We start from the raw sequence: 15,879 nt of genomic DNA, 5'->3' as shown, positions 1-15,879 counted from the left end.
ACCCCGCCGGAACGATCCGGCGGGGCTTTTTGTTTGCGCTGAAGCGCGGATCAGTGCGCGGCGAGGCTCGCGAGGAGGAGCAGCGCCACGATATTGGTGATCTTGATCATCGGGTTTACCGCCGGGCCGGCCGTATCCTTGTACGGATCGCCCACGGTGTCGCCGGTAACCGCGGCCTTGTGGGCTTCGGAGCCCTTGCCGCCGTGGTGACCGTCTTCGATGTACTTCTTGGCGTTGTCCCACGCGCCGCCGCCCGAGGTCATCGAGAGCGCCACGAAGAGACCCGACACGATCACGCCGAGGAGCAGCGCGCCGAGGGCCGCGAAGCCCTGCGCCTGACCCGCGAGGGCGGTGATGATGAAGTACACCGCGATCGGTGCCAGCACCGGCAGCAGCGAGGGGATGATCATCTCCTTGATCGCCGCCTTGGTGACGAGGTCCACCGTGCGGGCATAATCCGGACGGCTGGTGCCCTCCATGATGCCTTTGTTGGTGGCGAACTGGTCGCGCACGTCCTTCACCACGTCGCCGGCCGCGCGGCCGACGGCGGTCATGCCCATCGCACCGAACAGGTACGGGAGCAGTGCGCCGAGCAGCAGGCCAACCACGACGTAGGGGTTCGAGAGGGCGAAATCGACCTGCACGTCCCCGAAGAAGGTGTTGAGGTCCGCCGTGTACGCGCCGAAAAGCACCAGCGCGGCGAGACCCGCCGAACCGATGGCATAGCCTTTGGTGACAGCCTTGGTGGTGTTGCCGACGGCATCGAGCGCGTCCGTGCGCTGACGCACGTCCTTGTCGAGGCCTGCCATTTCGGCGATGCCACCCGCGTTGTCGGTCACCGGCCCGTAAGCATCAAGCGCCACGACCATACCCGCGAGCGCCAGCATCGCCGTCGCCGCGAAGGCGATGCCGATGTAGCCGGCGAGCGCATAGCTGCCGAGCATACCCGCGCAGATGACGAGCGTGGGCAGTGCGGTGGCTTCAAGGCTGATGGCGAGGCCCTGGATGACGTTGGTGCCGTGGCCGGTCTCGGACGCTTTGGCGATGGATTGCACCGGGCGATAGTTCGTGCCGGTGTAATACTCGGTGATCCAGACGATGAGGCCGGTGACGGCAAGGCCGATCAACATGCAATAGAAGAGCGCCCGGCCGGTAAAGCCGCCGATCTCCACATCCATGCCGCCGAGCGCCACACCGGTGACGTACCAGAGCGCCGGGATGGCGAGGATCGCGGAAACCGCGAAGCCCTTGTACATAGCGCCCATGATGTTCTGCGAACCGCCGAGGCGGACGAAGAACGTACCGATGATCGAGGTGATGATGCACACGCCGCCGATGATGAGCGGCAGGCCCATAAGGCCGTAAAGCGCATCGCCCGCAGCAGCACCGACGAGCAGCGCCGTCAGCACCATCGTGGCGCCGACGGTGACGACGTAGGTTTCGAAAAGGTCGGCGGCCATGCCGGCGCAGTCGCCGACGTTGTCACCAACGTTGTCCGCGATCACAGCGGGGTTGCGGGGGTCGTCCTCGGGGATGCCCACCTCGACCTTGCCGACGAGATCGGCGCCGACGTCGGCAGCCTTGGTGAAGATGCCGCCGCCGAGACGCGCGAAGATCGAGATCAGCGAGGCGCCGAACGCGAGCGCGACGAGCGCGTCGATCACGAGCCGGCTATCCGCTGCGTTCCCCGCGATGTTCACGAGGTAGTAGAAGAAGCCCGCGATCGCGAGGAGTGCGAGACCGGCCACGAGCAGACCCGTCACCGCACCGGCGCGGAACGCCATGGTGAGACCCTGCTGGAGTCCCGCACGCGCAGCTTCCGCCGTGCGCACGTTGGCGCGAACGGAAATGTTCATGCCGATGAACCCGGTGAGGCCCGAAAGCACGGCGCCCAGCACGAAGCCGATGGCCGACGTGACCCCCAGAAAATAGCCGACGAGCGCCGCAACGACGACACCGACGATGGCGATGGTACGATACTGGCGGCCGAGATAGGCGGCTGCACCTTCCTGAATAGCGCCCGCGATTTCCTGCATCTTGGCATTGCCCGGTGAGGCGCTTGTTACGCTCTTCGTGGTGACAATGCCGTAGAGCACGGCCGCGAGGCCGCACAATATGGCGACGACAACAACGTCCATGAACGAACCCCTGCTGCTCGCCTTACCCGCCCTTGCCAGGCAGGCAGGCGCGTTTCCCCAAGTTTGACTTTATGTCGGGGCGGAGCATTGCAAATGGAATGGCAACAGGCAAGCCGCGGATTTCAGACAGGAACCGCCGTTAGAATGCGGACCTGCCGGACGTTTGACGGGCCAAGCGCGGAGCGTGCCGCGACGAGCAGCGCCGCACGCATTGCTTCGATGTCGAGCCGATCGGCATTTTCGGCAACGAGACCGGACTGCCACGCCGCTGTATTCACCGCGTGGCGCACCTCCGGCACACGATCGCGAACCCAGGCGCGGCGGGTGCGCGGCACCTCCAGCGTGAACGCGACGACGACGTAGCCTTGCGGGCCGGACGCACCCATTACCGGCAGAGTCATGCGTTCCAAAGGGACATAGGCGATATCGGATGCCTCCGCCGTTTGCCGACGAAAGGTTTCGCCACCGAGCACGCTCGCAGTGACAAGCACGCCGAGCAGCGCGCCGGCGAAGCCCGCCAGCAGCGTGCGCCTTCCCTGCCGCGCTTCATGCCCCATGCTCATACCCCAGACGCGGCACCGGCACGGGCGTGCCGCCCTCGCCGATCACCGAAAACCCCTCGCCGGCCTCCACGCGGCCGACACGCGTGAGCCTAAGCCGTGCGGCTTCTGAAAGCGTTAAGAGCGCAGCGCGGCTTTCCGGCGGCGCAGCGATCAGCAGTTCGTAGTCGTCCCCCGCAGTCGCCGCGGCGAGCCGGCCCGCATCGCCCGGCGCGAGGCGCGCGGCGGCGGCTTCCGAGAGCGGTACATCGGCAAGCGTGATCTCGATACGCACGCCCGATGCCTTCGCCATGCGCGAGGCATCGATGAGGAGGCCGTCCGACACGTCCATCGCCGCGTGCGCGCCCGCGGCGGCAAGCCCCTGCCCCATCGCAAGACGCGGAACGGGCAGCCGGTAGCGGCGGAGCAGCGCGGGCTCGGCGGGCGCTTCGCCGCGCGCGATAGCGAGGCCGAGACCAGCGTCGCCGATCGTACCGGTCACGTAGAGATCGTCACCCGGCCGCGCGCCAGTGCGCGACAACGATTGCCCGCGCGGCACATGGCCGATCGCCGTGCAGCCCAGCACCGCCGACGCGGCGCCGGTCGTCGTGTCGCCGCCGAAGAGCGCAGTGCCGTGTTCGGCGAGCACGCGGGCGAGGCCCGATGCGAAGCGTTCGAGCCACGCGTCATCCGGCCGCGCAAGGCCGAGGCCGATGAGCACGCCCGCAGGCTCGGCGCCCTTGGCGGCGAGATCGGAGAGGTTCACGGCAACGAGCTTCCACGCGATGTCGGAAGGATCATCCGTGCCGAGATAGTGGACGCCTTCGGCGATGACGTCGTGGGTGAGCACGAGTTCACGGCCCATCGGCGGCGACCACACTGCCGCATCATCGGCAAGACCGCGCGCGGCGGTATGCGTCGCGATCGGACGCAGCAGCCGTTCGATGATTTCGCCTTCGCGCATTTCGCCTTGGTAGCGCGGGCGCGCTATTCGCGCACGTCCTTCGCGATGCGATCGAGAAGACCGTTCACGAAACCGGCCTCGCGTGCTTCGTAGAACGCCTTCGCGACATCCACATATTCGCTGATCGCGGCGGCACGCGGCACATCGAGACGGGCGACGAGTTCATAGACGCCGCAGCGCAGGATCTGGCGCATCGGCCGGTCGAGCCGGTCGAGCGTCCAGCCTTCGGCGAGTGCGCCCGCGATGCGCTCGTCGATCTCCGCCTCGCGCGCGGCAACGCCGGAGACGAGATCATCAAAGAAGTCCGCGTCGGCGGGGGCGAAGGCCGTATCCTCGATGGTGCGGCCGAGGCGGTGTTCATGGAATTCGCGCAGCAGCTTGGGGATCGTATCGCCCGACATCTCGCGCTGGTAGAGCGCCTGAACGGCGGCGAGACGCGCTGTCGCGCGGGACGGTCTTTGCGTTTTCGTCTTGGGGGAGGAGGTCTTGGAGGACATGGCGCGCTATGTAGAGCCGCAGCCTTCGAAACCCAAGCACCAAAGACGTGTCAGCCGAAACGGCTCTTGAGTTCGAGGAGCGTGAGCGCCGCCTTCGCCGCCTCGCCGCCCTTGTCCTTCTGCTTCGGATCGGCGCGGACGAGCGCCTGCGCCTCGTTCTCGACGGTGAGGATGCCATTGCCCACGGCGAGGCCATCCATCGTCAGCGCCATCAGGCCGCGCGCGCTTTCGCCCGCCACGATCTCGAAGTGGTAGGTCTCGCCGCGGATGACGACGCCGATGCCGACAAACGCGTCATAGCGACCGGATTCGGCCGCGAGCGCGATGGCGCCCGGGATTTCGAGCGCACCGGGAACGGTGATCGTTTCGTGGCTGTGCCCCGCATCCTCGATCGCGGCGCGCGTGCCGGCGAGCAGCATGTCGTTGAGGTGGGCATAGAAACGGGCTTCGACGATGAGGACGCGTGCCATGACCGGCCTTTCCGTAATCTCAGTTGGTGGGAATGGGCCGTTCGCCGACGACATTGATACCATAGCCCTCGATCGCGACGATGTTGCGATGCGAATTGGTGAGCAGGATCATGTCATGGATGCCGAGATCGGCAAGGATCTGCGCACCGATACCGTAGGAGCGCAGATCCATGTCGCCGCCACGTTCGCCAGCGATCTCGCGCGTCAGGCTACTCGATTCCGGCGCGATCAGGAGCACGATGACACCTGAACCCGCGCGCCCGATCTCCTCCATCGAACGCTGCAGGATGCGCTTTCGGGGACCGGGCTGGCCGAGCACGTCCGAGAAGATCGAAAGGCCGTGCATACGCACAAGCGTCGGCTCGTCGGCGCTGACCTTGCCCTTCTGGAGCACGACGTTGACCGAACCATCGATCCTGTTGCGATAGGAAAGCACCCGCCAGTCCCCGCCGTAGTCCGACGTGAACGGCGACTGCGCGACGCACTCGACGAGGTGATCGTGGCGGCGGCGATAGGCGATGAGATCGCGGATCGTGCCCATCTTGAGACCGTGCAAACGCGCGAAGGGGACGAGATCGTCCATGCGCGCCATCGTGCCGTCGTCCTTCATGATCTCGCAGATCACGCCCGAAGGATTGAGCCCTGCGAGCCGCGCGACGTCCACCGCCGCTTCGGTATGGCCTGTGCGCACGAGCACGCCGCCGTCGCGCGCGACGAGCGGGAAAACATGGCCGGGCGTGACGATATCGTCGGAGCCGCGCGCGGAATCGATCGCGACCGCGACCGTTCTTGCGCGGTCGGCCGCCGAAATGCCGGTGGTGACGCCCTGCTTCGCTTCGATCGAGACGGTGAAGGCGGTTTCGTGCCGCGTGCCGTTCTGGCGGCTCATCAGGCCGAGGCCGAGCTGATCGACGCGCGCCTTCGTCATCGCGAGGCAGATGAGGCCGCGGCCGTGCGTCGCCATGAAGTTGATCGCGTCGGGCGTCGCCATCTGCGCGGGGATGATGAGGTCACCCTCGTTCTCGCGGTCCTCGTCGTCGACGAGGATGAACATGCGGCCGTTGCGCGCCTCCTCGATGATCTCCTCGATGGGGACGAGCGCCGGGCGGTCGCTGTTCGACGCCATGTACAGCTCCAGCTTGCGGAGCGTTTCGGCGGTCGGGTTCCACTCGGGCGAATCGATGTCGCGGAGCGTGTTGGCATGAAGCCCCGCCGCGCGGGCGAGACCGGAACGCGACACATCGCCCTTGGAGACGATGCCGCGAATCGTTTCGATCAGGATCTGGCTCATGGCGGAACTGCGTATCACATTAAAATGTGATCGCAATACCCATTTGTCACAGGCCTGTGTTCAAGCCGCGACGTCGCGCATCCGGCCGATGTAACGGGCGAGCACATCGATCTCGATGTTCACCGCGTCCCCTGCGCCGGCTCCGCCGAACGTGGTGTGCGCCGCGCTGTGCGGGATCAGGTTGAACGAGAGGACAATGCCTTCCGTCGTATCCTCCACCGTGTTCACGGTGAGCGAGACGCCGTCGAGCGCAACCGAACCCTTGGGCGCGATGAACGCTGCGACGCTTTTCGGAGCGGCGATGCGGAACGTGTGGCTGTCGCCGACTGCCTCGACCGATTCGACACGGCCGACGGCATCGACATGGCCGGTGACGATATGGCCGCCGAGTTCGTCGCCGACCTTGAGCGCGCGTTCCAGGTTGAGCCGTGCGCCCTGCTGCCAGCGCGACGCGGCGGTTTTGGAGAGGGTTTCGGCAGACACGTCGACGGCGAACCAATCCGCGCCCTTGTCCACCACGGTGAGGCAGACGCCCGAACAGGCGATGGAGGCGCCCATGTCGACCCCCGCCATGTCGTAGCCGCAGGCGATGGTGAGCCGCGTGTCGCCGCGCGCTTCAATGCGGGTGACAGTACCGATGTCGGTGATGATGCCGGTGAACATGGCGCCCCTTTAGCGCGTCCGCGCGTAGACTTCGAGTCGGTCGTTGCCAAACGTGCGCGTTTCGTCGAGCCGCCAGCGGCCGTGCGCGTCGGACAAGCGTTCGAGGCCGATGCGGCCCGCGCCTGGTGCGCCGTCGCCGATCACGATGGGCGCGCGGTAGACGAGCATCCGGTCGACGAGATCGGCGGCAAGCAGCGTGCTCGCCGTTGCCGGACCGCCCTCCACGAACACATCGTTCACCGTGAGGCCGCACAGATCGTCGACCGACGCCAGCAGCAGCGGATCGCGCGCGGCGAGCTTTGCCGATGCGGGAATCGCATCGAGTGTCGCGCTGAGCACGGCGGGGCGCGGGCTGCGATCCTGAAGCCCCGGCAGGCGCACATCGAGCGAGGGATCATCGGCTTCGAGCGTACCCCGCCCGACGAGAATCACATCCGCAAGCGCGCGCTGGAGATGGACATGCGCGCGCGCCTCGGGACCTGTGATCCACTGGCTCTCGCCGCCGGGCATCGACACGCGGCCATCAATGGACATGGCGAGCTTGAGCGTGATGCGTGGACGGCCGCGCTCCATGCGCAAGAAGAACCCCGCCATGGCCGCGCGCGCCATCGCTTCGCCAGTGCCGACCGTGACGACGATGCCCGCATCGCGGAGGCGCGCCGCGCCCTGCCCCGTCGTGCGCGGATCGGGATCGAGCACGGCGATGTGAACCGCGGAAACACCCGATGCAGCAACGAGATCGGCACAGGCCGGGCCGCGCGCGCTGACATGCGCGCAGGGTTCGAGGCTGACGTAAAGCTCCGCGCCCCGCGCCGCTTCACCCGCGATCTCAAGCGCGACCGCCTCGGCATGGGGGCGTCCGCCCGGCTGCGTCCAGCCGCGCGCGATCACCATACCATCCTTCACGATGAGGCAGCCGACATTGGGATTGGGCGCGGTGCGGCCAAGACCGCGGTGCGACAGGCGAATGGCGGCTTCCATCAGCCGCACCGCGCTCATTCGCTTGCCGGCGCTTTGGTTTCAGGCGGGGCTGCAACTTCAGGCGCCGCTTTTTCCGCATTGATATCGAGCTGTGCGGCAATGGCGTCCGCCTGTTCCTGCATCAGCCGCTCTTCTTCTTCCTGCTCGGCGAGCGCATCGGCGCGCGAGCGGCCATCCTCCCAGTTCTTGAAGTAGGCAATGATCGGATCGGGCGGGAGGTAGCCGAAGCGGTTCTCGATCAGGAACGTGAACATGATGATGAAGGTCATCAAAACGGACAGGCCGCCGATGATCCACTGCCGCTTTTCGATGGCGGCGATGTGTGCGCGGATGCGCCCGAAAATGGTGGCGTTGCTCATGCGGGGCCACAGATAGGGTTTCGAACGCACCCGCGCCAGTGCCTGCGTTATGCCTTTACGGGTTCAGCACAAATGTCACCGTGATCTGGTGACGGCTCTGGACCGCGACACCGTCGCGCGTGGCGGGCCGGAAGCGCCAGGCCGAAAGCGCCTGCCGGACCGCCGCGCTATCGAGACGCTCGTAACCGCTCGATCGCATCACTTCGGCATCGGCGACGCGACCATCCGTGCCGACGAGCACGCTGACGACGACGCTCCCCGCCTCGCCCGCGCGGCGCGCGGCTGACGGATATGCGGGCTGGAAACGGTCCCGGTAGCGCGGATCGATGCTTGCCGCGACGAGCACCGGATCTGCGGCCTGCGTCTGCCCGGCCAGTCCGACAACATCCGGAACACGCGGCAGAATGGGTGTCGGATCATCGCGCACGATCGGCGCCTGCGGCGCATCCACGACGAGGACGGGTTCGACGACGGTGATGTCCACGCTGTCTTTCATTGCGGGCAACGGCGGCGTTTCAGGCTTTGCAGGCTCGACTTTCTCGATCCAGATCGGCGCCTCTGGGTGAATGATGTTCGGAACCTTGACGATACCCGTGGCGGTGAGCGCCACATAACCGAGGACGAGATGAACGGCTGCGGTGACGAGAATGCCGCTGCTGTCTCGCAGGGCTCGGCGGGTCGGGAACGCTGACTTCATCGAACGGCTCCATCCCAAGGGAGGGCGCCCCATGCGTTGCCGAACGGCAGCGCCGCTCCACCACCGGCAACATGCCGGCCCGCGTGTTATACTATAACAACCCCGCCTCTGCCGAGCAGATCATTCGCGCCGCGCTCAGTTGGTACGGGCGCGTAATCGTTCGAGGGCGCGGTCACGACCGATCAGGAGCAGCAGCCCCGCCATCTCGGGGCCGTGATCGCGGCCCGTGAGCGCGCGGCGGAGCGGCAGGAACAGATCCTTGCCCTTGCGGGCGGTCGCCGCCTTGAGCGCGCCGGTGAGCGCGGACCATATGCCGGGCTCCCACGGGAGCGATTCGAGCGTTTCGGCGGCAAGGGCGAGGTAGTCGCCATCGTCGGCGAGCGGCTCCACCGGGCCTTCGATCACCTGCCACCAGTCGGCGGCATCTGCGATGGTCTCAAGATTGGGACGCAACACCGCCCACGCCGCAGCATCCATGCCCGGCGGCAGACGATCCGCGACAGCGTCATAATCGAGCTGATGCAGGATGCGCGCGTTGAGCTGGCGCAGCTCCGCCTCGTCGAAACGCGCGGCGGAGCGGCCGAAGTGCGCGAAATCGAAATGTTCGACGAGCGGATCGAGACTCGTGACCGGCTCGACGGAATTGGACGTGCCAAGGCGGGCGAGCAGCGCGGCGATGGCGACGGGTTCGATGCCCGCCTCGCGGAAATGCGCCATGCCTGCCGAGCCGAGACGCTTCGAGAGCGCACCCTCGGTGCCGGTGATCAGCGCCTCATGCGCGAAAGCCGGCGGCTGTGCGCCGAGCGCTTCGAACATCTTAATCTGCACGCCCGAATTGGTGACGTGATCCTCGCCGCGGATGACGTGGGTGACGCCCATGTCGATGTCGTCGATCACCGAGGGCAGCATGTAGAGGTAGGAACCATCGGCGCGGCGCACGACGGGATCGCTGAGCGAGGCGGGATCGATGTGCGAGTCGCCGCGGATGAGATCCTGCCAATGGACGTGCGCGCCCGTATCGAGGCGGAAGCGCCAGTGCGGCCGTTCGCCTGCTGTGCGCTTCGCCGCGATCTCATCGGGTGTGAGATTCAGCGCAGCGCGATCGTAAACGGGCGGCAAGCCGCGCGAGAGCTGGATCTTGCGACGAACCTCAAGCTCCTCGGCGGTCTCAAAGCAGGGGTAGATGCGCCCGGCCGCGACGAGCGTTTCGAACTGTTCGTTGTAACGCGCGAGCCGGTCTGACTGACGGTATTCGGCATCGGGCAAGAGGCCGAGCCATGCGAGATCGGCGCGGATGGCGTCGGCGTATTCTTCGCGCGAACGCTCCGTGTCGGTATCGTCGAGACGCAGCAGGAAACGCCCGCCGTGCTTCTTCGCGAACAGCCAGTTGTGGAGTGCGGTGCGGACGTTGCCGACGTGGAGATAGCCCGTCGGAGACGGGGCGAAACGGGTGGTGAGGGTCATGAGGTCCGGAAAGCGTTGGTGATCGGATAGCGGCGGTCTCGCCCGAAATTGCGGATGCCGATCTTGACGCCGGGGGGCGACTGGCGGCGCTTGTATTCGGCGACGTAGAGCAGGCGCTCGATGCGGATGACGGTGTCGCGATCGAAGCCGCGCGCGACGATGTCGGCGACCGAAAGCTCCTCCTCGACGAGGCCGTGCAGGATCGGATCGAGGATTTCGTAAGGCGGCAGCGAATCCTGATCCTTCTGGTTCTCGCGCAGCTCGGCCGTGGGCGGCTTGGTGATGACACGCTCCGGCATCACCGGGCCATTCGGTCCCAGCGCCAGTTTCGGACGGTTCGCATTCCGCCAGCGCGAGAGCGCGAACACGGTGGTCTTGTAGGCATCCTTCAGCACCGAATAGCCGCCCGCCATGTCGCCGTAGATCGTGGCATAGCCCACCGACATCTCGGACTTGTTGCCGGTGGTGAGCAGCATGTGGCCGAACTTGTTGGAGAGCGCCATCAGCGTGACGCCCCGAATGCGCGACTGGATATTCTCCTCCGTGATGTCGCGCGGCTTGCCTTCGAACACGGGCGCGAGCATCGCGTCGAACGCTTCCATGGCAGGCGTGATGGCGATGGTATCCAGGCGGCAACCGAGCATCCGCGCGCACTCCGCCGCATCGTCCAAACTGTCCTGCGACGTGAAGCGCGAGGGCATCATCACGCACCACACACGGTCCGCGCCGAGCGCATCCACCGCCACCGCCGCCGACAGCGCCGAATCGATGCCGCCCGAAAGTCCGAGCACGACGCCGGGGAAGCGGTTGCGGTTCACATAGTCGGCAAGGCCGATCTGCATCGCGTGGTAGATGTCCTCCGGATACGGATCGAGGCGGTGCTTGTGTCCCTCCTCGCACACCCAGCCCTTCGCGGTGCGGAACCACGTGGTGAGCGTGACGCGCTCCTCCCAATCCGGGAACTGCACGGCGATGCGGCGATCCGCGTTCATCACGAAGCTGGCGCCGTCGAACACGATCTCGTCCTGCCCGCCGACGCGGTTCAAATACGCGAGCGGAAGGCCGGTTTCGGCGACGCGCATCGCGGCGAGCGAAAGCCTTTTGTCGTCCTTGTCCAGCTCATAAGGGCTGCCGTTCGGAACGAGCAGGATTTCCGCGCCCGTCTCGGCGAGGCATTCGCACACGTCCGGGAACCAGATGTCCTCGCAGATCGGCACGCCGAGGCGTACGCCGCGGAACGCCAGCGGTCCCGGCAGCGGGCCGGGCGCGAACACGCGCTTCTCGTCGAACACACCGTAGTTCGGCAGTTCGTGCTTGCGCGTCCACGCCGCGATCTTGCCGCCATCGAGCAGCGCCATCGCGTTATAGAGCTTGTCGTCTTCGAGGAGCACGCTGCCAACGAGCATGGCAGGGCCGCCATCCGCCGTGGCTTCCGCCATGCGCTGCAGTTCCGCGTCCGCCGCGCGCACCAGCGACGGCTTCAGCACGAGGTCTTCGGGCGGATAGCCGATGAGCGAAAGCTCGCAGGTGACGATGAGGTCCGCTTCCGGCTGACGCGCCCGTGCGGCGAGCATCGCGTCGGCGTTGCCGCGAAGGTCGCCCATGGTCTGGTTGAGCTGCGCGAAAGCGATCTGAAGGCGTTCAGTCATGCGGGGTCTTCTAGGCTGTCGAAACGGCTTTGGCGATGCCTTCACGCCACCGCGCGAAGGGGGCTTTCGAACGCCGCGGGTTCCGTTTAGGTTCCGCGCCGATGTTCACCGACACGCCCCTTCTGGCCAACCCCTGGACCTGGTTCGTCGTCGGCTATCTGCTGGGCGCGATTCCCTTCGGCCTCATCGTCACGCGGCTCGCGGGGATGGGCGATATCCGCCGCATGGGATCGGGCAATATCGGCACGACCAACGTGCTGCGCACCGGCGGCAAGAGCCTTGCGGCGCTGACCCTGCTGCTCGATGCAGGCAAGGGTGCGCTTGCCGTCTGGCTCGGTCACACATTTGCGTACGGCGGCGACATCCTCGGCGGCATGGGCGCGTTCATCGGCCATCTGTTTCCGGTGTGGCTGCTGTTCCGCGGCGGCAAGGGTGTCGCCACCATGCTCGGCATCGCGCTCGCCATCCATCCGCCCGCGGGGCTCGTCTTCGCGGCTGTCTGGCTGCTCGTCGCGGGTGTAACACGCTACTCCTCGCTCGCCGGGCTGATGGCGGTGACGCTGACCCCGCTCGCGCCCGCGCTCGCCGGACGCTGGGATGCCGCGCTGCTGTTCGCGGGCATGGCCGTGCTGGTGATCGCGAAGCACGACGAAAACATCGCGAAGCTGCGCGCGGGCACCGAAAGCAAGATCGGTGGGCGCGGCGGCGCGCCCGATCCGAATGGCTGACCGGCCGGGCAGCGACATCGAACGCATCGCAAAGCTGCGGCTGATTCGCAGCGAAAACGTGGGGCCGGTGAGCTACCGGCATCTCACCGCGCGTTACAGAAGTGCATCGGCGGCGCTTGAAGCCCTTCCCGACCTCGCTCGGCGTGGTGGCCGTCGTGACTTCCGGATTGCAAACCTCGCCGCTGTCCAGCGCGAAATGGAAGCCGTGGACGCGGCCGGGGCACGCCTCGTGTTCCTCGGCGAGGCCAATTATCCGCCGCTGCTCGCCGAGATCGAGGACGCGCCGCCCGCGCTTGCCGTGCGCGGCGATATCAAGCACGCGCACCGTCGCACGATCGGCATCGTCGGTGCGCGCAATGCGTCGGCCGCAGCGATCCGGTTCGCGCGGGGGCTTGCCGCCGATCTTGGCGCCGCCGACATCGTCGTCGTCTCGGGGCTCGCACGCGGTATCGACGCCGCGGCGCACGCGGGTGCGCTTTCGGGCGGCACGATCGGCGTGATCGCAGGCGGCATCGACAATATCTACCCGCCCGAGAATGCCGAGCTTTATGCCGCGCTCTACGAACGCGGCCTCGTGATCGCCGAGCAGCCCTTCGGCACCGAACCGCAAGCACGCCACTTCCCGCGCCGCAATCGGCTGATCTCGGGGCTCTCGGCAGGCATCGTCGTCGTGGAGGCCGCACCGCGCTCTGGCTCGCTCATCACCGCGCGCTTCGCAGGCGAACAGGGCCGCGAGGTGATGGCGGTGCCCGGCTTCCCACTCGATCCGCGCGCGCAGGGCTGCAACCAGCTGATCCGCGACGGCGCAACGCTCGTGCAGTCCGCCGCCGACATCGCCGAGACGATCGCGCCTTTCGGGGCGGCACGACTCGCGGCGGGCGGAAGCCGCTTCTCGGCCCCGCCCCCAACCGACGCCGACGACAGCGCGCGCGGCGCCGTGACCGCGCTGCTCAGCCTCACGCCCGTCGCCGTCGATGAACTCGTCCGCCTGTCGGGCGAACCACCCGCCGTGGTGCAGACCGTGCTTCTCGAACTCGAACTCGCCGGGCGCCTCGCGCGCCACGCCGGCGCGCGCGTGGCGCTCATATGAGTTCGCGGCAGAAGCGCGGTGCGGCGCTCGATCCCGAGCTGCTGCTTCGCGCCTATTCGATCGGCATCTTCCCGATGGCGGAAAGCCGCGACGCCGAGGACGTGTTCTGGGTGGAGCCGCGCGAGCGCGCCATCCTGCCGCTCGAAAACTTCCACCTGTCGCGGAGCCTCGCCAAAACGCTGAAGCAGGAGCGTTTCATCCACAGCGTCGACCGCGCCTTCGACGCGGTGATCGACGCCTGCGCCGAGCCCGCGCCGGACCGCGCCGACACGTGGATCAACCGGCAGATCCGCGAAGCCTACACGTTCCTCCACCGCATCGGCCACGCGCACAGTGTCGAATGCTGGGAGGACGAAACGCTCGTGGGAGGGCTTTACGGCGTCAGGATCGGCGGCGCGTTTTTCGGCGAAAGCATGTTCAGCCGCCGCACCGACGCATCGAAAGCCGCGCTCGCGCATCTCGTCGCCCGGCTGCGCGTCGGCGGTTTCCGGTTGCTCGATTGCCAGTTCATGACGGGTCACCTCGCCAGCCTCGGCGCGGTGGAGATCAACCGCGAAGCCTATCTGCAGTTGCTTGGCGTCGCGACCGGCATCGCCGATGCGGATTTTAGCGCGCTTGATACAGACGCCGACGCCGGGATTTCAGGGGCGCGTATCGCAGCGTCGCTACGTTCCGGGCGCTGAAAACGATCAGCTTTCGGGTTCGCGCTTTTCCATTCCCGGAAGCGTCGGCGTGGCTGCGCTGCCCGCACCTTGATTGAAAGCACTGAGGGCGCTCATGCGCTCCATATCCGCCGCCGTGCCCGGCGCAACGATCATCGACTGACCTTCGGAGAAGCGGACGAGCGCGCCGATCGTTGCATCGGCGGTCTCCTGCGGGCCGGACATGCCGTAAATCGAGCGATCCCCGTCTTTTCCGAACGTAACCGTTTCAAGGTCGGTCACCCAGAGCGTGAGCGTGAGATTTTCGACATTCACGACGCGTTTCTGCGTGCTGTAGTTCCCCGTGAACTGGTTGCCCACCGCCGCCGAAGCCGTGTTGTAAACGCCGGTAAGCTCCATCCAGACCAGCCGGGACTGGAAATCGAAGCGGCCCCAGAGCACATGCGCCGCACGCCGTGCGGCCGTTGCGATGGTATAGGCGACGATCGCCCATGCCCCGGTCTCCAGCGTGCCGGTTTCGCCCCACGCCAGACCGGCGAAACGATAGACGAGGAAAACGCACGCCAGCCCCGCCAGCGTCATCAGCACCGTGAGCACGACGAGCCAGAGCCGGCGCGGCGAGCCAAGCACTTCCTGCGCCGTTTCCCGCCGCCCGGCGCTCACGGGCTGCGTCTCTTCGAGGAACTCGGCCCGGAACTCACCCGCCTCGCGGGATGAATCGAGCTGGAACGGCGTACGGATGTAGCGCCGGTTCGGCAGCCGCGTCGGATTCGATCGCAGCACCAACCGTTCCAACTCGCCGATCAGTTCGGAAGGGTTGAAATTCACGGAGAGCACCGCCTGCTTCATCGCGGGCGGCGTATTGACGCCGGAACCGAGCTGGCTCTTCACCGCCGCAAGGAAGAGCCCGTAAACCGCGAGCAGCGCCACCAGCATGAAACCGACGTGCCAGTTCACCGCGACCTCGCCGAGCGTCGGCAGGCTTTGCCCGACCAGCAGGAAAACGACGGGGAAGAAAATCGCGAAAACCGTGAGGACGATCAGCGGCCGCATCGAAACCTCGGCTGTGGCATTCGCATTGATCGTCCGCAGCAGCCAGATGACCATGACGACACCGTAAGCGACGCCGAGCCAGTTTTCGAAAGGCGTCGTACCCATCAGGAACAGGCTGAACAGGTAGCTCGCGAGCGCAAGCGCGACCGCGCAGAAATTGCCGAAGTTGTAGCGCGCGAAATACTGGAGCTGGATGGGTGCGCGCGTGATCCCCTTGACCAGCGTGTAGAGCAGGTTGCTGACGGCATCCTGCGGCGGCACGAACAGAAGCGCGTTCTTGCGAATCTGGTCTTTCAGGTTTTCCGCGGCATTGCTGGTGCCAGACGCGTTATCGGCGACAACCGGGCACAGCGATTTCGGATAATCCACCGGCAGGATGAAGCGCAGTTGCGAAAGCGCCGAGGCCGCCAGCCGAAACGCGACGCCCCAGAGCGCGACACCGATCAGGATCGGCGCGAGTGAAGCTCCGGCCCCGGCCGCAAGCCACTGCGCGCGGCCGTCGAGAAGAATCATCAGACCGGCAACGAAGGCGGTCACCGCGACGATGAGCAGTGCCCAGTTCTCGATCACGTAAGGATTCGGAATCTCGTTGACCCGGTCCCGATCCTCGATTTCGACGCTCATGAGCCCCTCC

At 66.5% G+C, this 15,879-nt stretch carries 16 protein-coding genes; 3 read left to right on the top strand and 13 right to left on the bottom strand.

Features of this window, described 5'->3' with window-relative positions:
* Nucleotides 1–50: 50 nt before the first annotated feature.
* From ACFQ00_RS04935 to ACFQ00_RS04880, 12 genes are all read right to left on the bottom strand, one after another.
* On the bottom strand, nt 51–2,138 hold the full coding sequence (locus ACFQ00_RS04935; RefSeq protein ID WP_381487051.1) for a sodium-translocating pyrophosphatase: 2,088 nt from the start codon (nt 2,136–2,138) through the stop codon (nt 51–53).
* Nucleotides 2,139–2,260: 122 nt separating this feature from the next.
* Nucleotides 2,261–2,695 carry a hypothetical protein gene (locus ACFQ00_RS04930; RefSeq protein WP_381487048.1) on the bottom strand — a complete coding sequence of 145 codons (435 nt, stop codon included), beginning with the start codon at nt 2,693–2,695 and terminating at the stop codon, nt 2,261–2,263.
* Entirely contained in the window at nt 2,685–3,641 is a 957-nt protein-coding gene (gene thiL / locus ACFQ00_RS04925) for a thiamine-phosphate kinase (protein ID WP_381487045.1), read from the bottom strand. Before thiL ends, ACFQ00_RS04930 begins: the two co-directional genes overlap by 11 nt.
* 23 nt (nt 3,642–3,664) lie before the next feature.
* On the bottom strand, nt 3,665–4,138 hold the full coding sequence (gene nusB / locus ACFQ00_RS04920) for a transcription antitermination factor NusB (RefSeq protein WP_381487043.1): 474 nt from the start codon (nt 4,136–4,138) through the stop codon (nt 3,665–3,667).
* Nucleotides 4,139–4,188: 50 nt separating this feature from the next.
* Entirely contained in the window at nt 4,189–4,608 is a 420-nt protein-coding gene (gene ribH, locus ACFQ00_RS04915; RefSeq protein WP_374594368.1) for a 6,7-dimethyl-8-ribityllumazine synthase, read from the bottom strand.
* 19 nt (nt 4,609–4,627) lie between these two features.
* Entirely contained in the window at nt 4,628–5,899 is a 1,272-nt protein-coding gene (gene ribB, locus ACFQ00_RS04910) for a 3,4-dihydroxy-2-butanone-4-phosphate synthase (RefSeq protein ID WP_381487039.1), read from the bottom strand.
* Between the two features lie 60 nt (nt 5,900–5,959).
* Nucleotides 5,960–6,562 (bottom strand): riboflavin synthase, encoded by a 603-nt coding sequence (locus ACFQ00_RS04905; RefSeq protein ID WP_381487036.1) that lies wholly within the window; start codon nt 6,560–6,562, stop codon nt 5,960–5,962.
* A 9-nt stretch (nt 6,563–6,571) separates the two neighbouring features.
* Entirely contained in the window at nt 6,572–7,561 is a 990-nt protein-coding gene (gene ribD, locus ACFQ00_RS04900; RefSeq protein ID WP_381487033.1) for a bifunctional diaminohydroxyphosphoribosylaminopyrimidine deaminase/5-amino-6-(5-phosphoribosylamino)uracil reductase RibD, read from the bottom strand.
* The gene (locus tag ACFQ00_RS04895; RefSeq protein ID WP_381487031.1) at nt 7,558–7,902 is read right to left on the bottom strand and encodes a hypothetical protein; all 345 of its coding nucleotides are present in this window, start codon (nt 7,900–7,902) and stop codon (nt 7,558–7,560) included. The genes ribD and ACFQ00_RS04895 overlap by 4 nt, the downstream gene beginning before the upstream one ends.
* Before the next feature lie 55 nt (nt 7,903–7,957).
* Nucleotides 7,958–8,599 (bottom strand): energy transducer TonB, encoded by a 642-nt coding sequence (locus ACFQ00_RS04890; RefSeq protein WP_381487028.1) that lies wholly within the window; start codon nt 8,597–8,599, stop codon nt 7,958–7,960.
* A gap of 135 nt (nt 8,600–8,734) precedes the next feature.
* Nucleotides 8,735–10,063 (bottom strand): glutamate--tRNA ligase, encoded by a 1,329-nt coding sequence (gene gltX / locus ACFQ00_RS04885; RefSeq protein ID WP_381487024.1) that lies wholly within the window; start codon nt 10,061–10,063, stop codon nt 8,735–8,737.
* Nucleotides 10,060–11,712: an NAD+ synthase gene (locus ACFQ00_RS04880; RefSeq protein ID WP_381487021.1), complete on the bottom strand. Its 1,653-nt coding sequence runs from the start codon at nt 11,710–11,712 to the stop codon at nt 10,060–10,062. Before ACFQ00_RS04880 ends, gltX begins: the two co-directional genes overlap by 4 nt.
* 101 nt (nt 11,713–11,813) lie before the next feature.
* On the opposite strand from ACFQ00_RS04880, the gene plsY reads away from it, so the two are divergent.
* The 3 genes from plsY to aat are packed head-to-tail and all read left to right on the top strand — an operon-like array spanning nt 11,814 to nt 14,213.
* Nucleotides 11,814–12,440, top strand: coding sequence for a glycerol-3-phosphate 1-O-acyltransferase PlsY (plsY, locus tag ACFQ00_RS04875; RefSeq protein ID WP_381487018.1), 627 nt, complete (start codon nt 11,814–11,816; stop codon nt 12,438–12,440).
* Nucleotides 12,433–13,530, top strand: a complete 1,098-nt coding sequence (dprA, locus tag ACFQ00_RS04870) for a DNA-processing protein DprA (protein ID WP_381487015.1) — start codon at nt 12,433–12,435, stop codon at nt 13,528–13,530. The genes plsY and dprA overlap by 8 nt, the downstream gene beginning before the upstream one ends.
* The gene (gene aat, locus ACFQ00_RS04865) at nt 13,527–14,213 is read left to right on the top strand and encodes a leucyl/phenylalanyl-tRNA--protein transferase (RefSeq protein WP_381487012.1); all 687 of its coding nucleotides are present in this window, start codon (nt 13,527–13,529) and stop codon (nt 14,211–14,213) included. The genes dprA and aat overlap by 4 nt, the downstream gene beginning before the upstream one ends.
* 6 nt (nt 14,214–14,219) lie before the next feature.
* Here aat and ACFQ00_RS04860 read toward each other — a convergent pair whose 3' ends face one another.
* Entirely contained in the window at nt 14,220–15,869 is a 1,650-nt protein-coding gene (locus tag ACFQ00_RS04860) for a hypothetical protein (RefSeq protein ID WP_381487009.1), read from the bottom strand.
* Nucleotides 15,870–15,879: the final 10 nt, after the last annotated feature.

Source organism: Sphingosinicella xenopeptidilytica (assembly GCF_042676985.1).
Classification (GTDB): Bacteria; Pseudomonadota; Alphaproteobacteria; order Sphingomonadales; family Sphingomonadaceae; genus Sphingosinicella; species Sphingosinicella xenopeptidilytica.
This window is presented reverse-complemented; position numbering and strand designations above follow the sequence as displayed.

Bases quoted from the DNA above. Each gene is read 5' to 3' on its own strand.
- ACFQ00_RS04935 (WP_381487051.1), bottom strand. From the start codon at position 2,138: ATGGACGTTGTTGTCGTCGCCATATTGTGCGGCCTCGCGGCCGTGCTC.
- ACFQ00_RS04880 (WP_381487021.1), bottom strand. From the start codon at position 11,712: ATGACTGAACGCCTTCAGATCGCTTTCGCGCAGCTCAACCAGACCATG.
- ACFQ00_RS04905 (WP_381487036.1), bottom strand. From the start codon at position 6,562: ATGTTCACCGGCATCATCACCGACATCGGTACTGTCACCCGCATTGAA.
- ACFQ00_RS04860 (WP_381487009.1), bottom strand. From the start codon at position 15,869: ATGAGCGTCGAAATCGAGGATCGGGACCGGGTCAACGAGATTCCGAAT.
- gltX (WP_381487024.1), bottom strand. From the start codon at position 10,063: ATGACCCTCACCACCCGTTTCGCCCCGTCTCCGACGGGCTATCTCCAC.
- ribH (WP_374594368.1), bottom strand. From the start codon at position 4,608: ATGGCACGCGTCCTCATCGTCGAAGCCCGTTTCTATGCCCACCTCAAC.
- ACFQ00_RS04890 (WP_381487028.1), bottom strand. From the start codon at position 8,599: ATGAAGTCAGCGTTCCCGACCCGCCGAGCCCTGCGAGACAGCAGCGGC.
- nusB (WP_381487043.1), bottom strand. From the start codon at position 4,138: ATGTCCTCCAAGACCTCCTCCCCCAAGACGAAAACGCAAAGACCGTCC.
- ACFQ00_RS04930 (WP_381487048.1), bottom strand. From the start codon at position 2,695: ATGGGGCATGAAGCGCGGCAGGGAAGGCGCACGCTGCTGGCGGGCTTC.
- plsY (WP_381487018.1), top strand. From the start codon at position 11,814: ATGTTCACCGACACGCCCCTTCTGGCCAACCCCTGGACCTGGTTCGTC.
- ribB (WP_381487039.1), bottom strand. From the start codon at position 5,899: ATGAGCCAGATCCTGATCGAAACGATTCGCGGCATCGTCTCCAAGGGC.
- ribD (WP_381487033.1), bottom strand. From the start codon at position 7,561: ATGAGCGCGGTGCGGCTGATGGAAGCCGCCATTCGCCTGTCGCACCGC.
- aat (WP_381487012.1), top strand. From the start codon at position 13,527: ATGAGTTCGCGGCAGAAGCGCGGTGCGGCGCTCGATCCCGAGCTGCTG.
- dprA (WP_381487015.1), top strand. From the start codon at position 12,433: ATGGCTGACCGGCCGGGCAGCGACATCGAACGCATCGCAAAGCTGCGG.
- thiL (WP_381487045.1), bottom strand. From the start codon at position 3,641: ATGCGCGAAGGCGAAATCATCGAACGGCTGCTGCGTCCGATCGCGACG.
- ACFQ00_RS04895 (WP_381487031.1), bottom strand. From the start codon at position 7,902: ATGAGCAACGCCACCATTTTCGGGCGCATCCGCGCACACATCGCCGCC.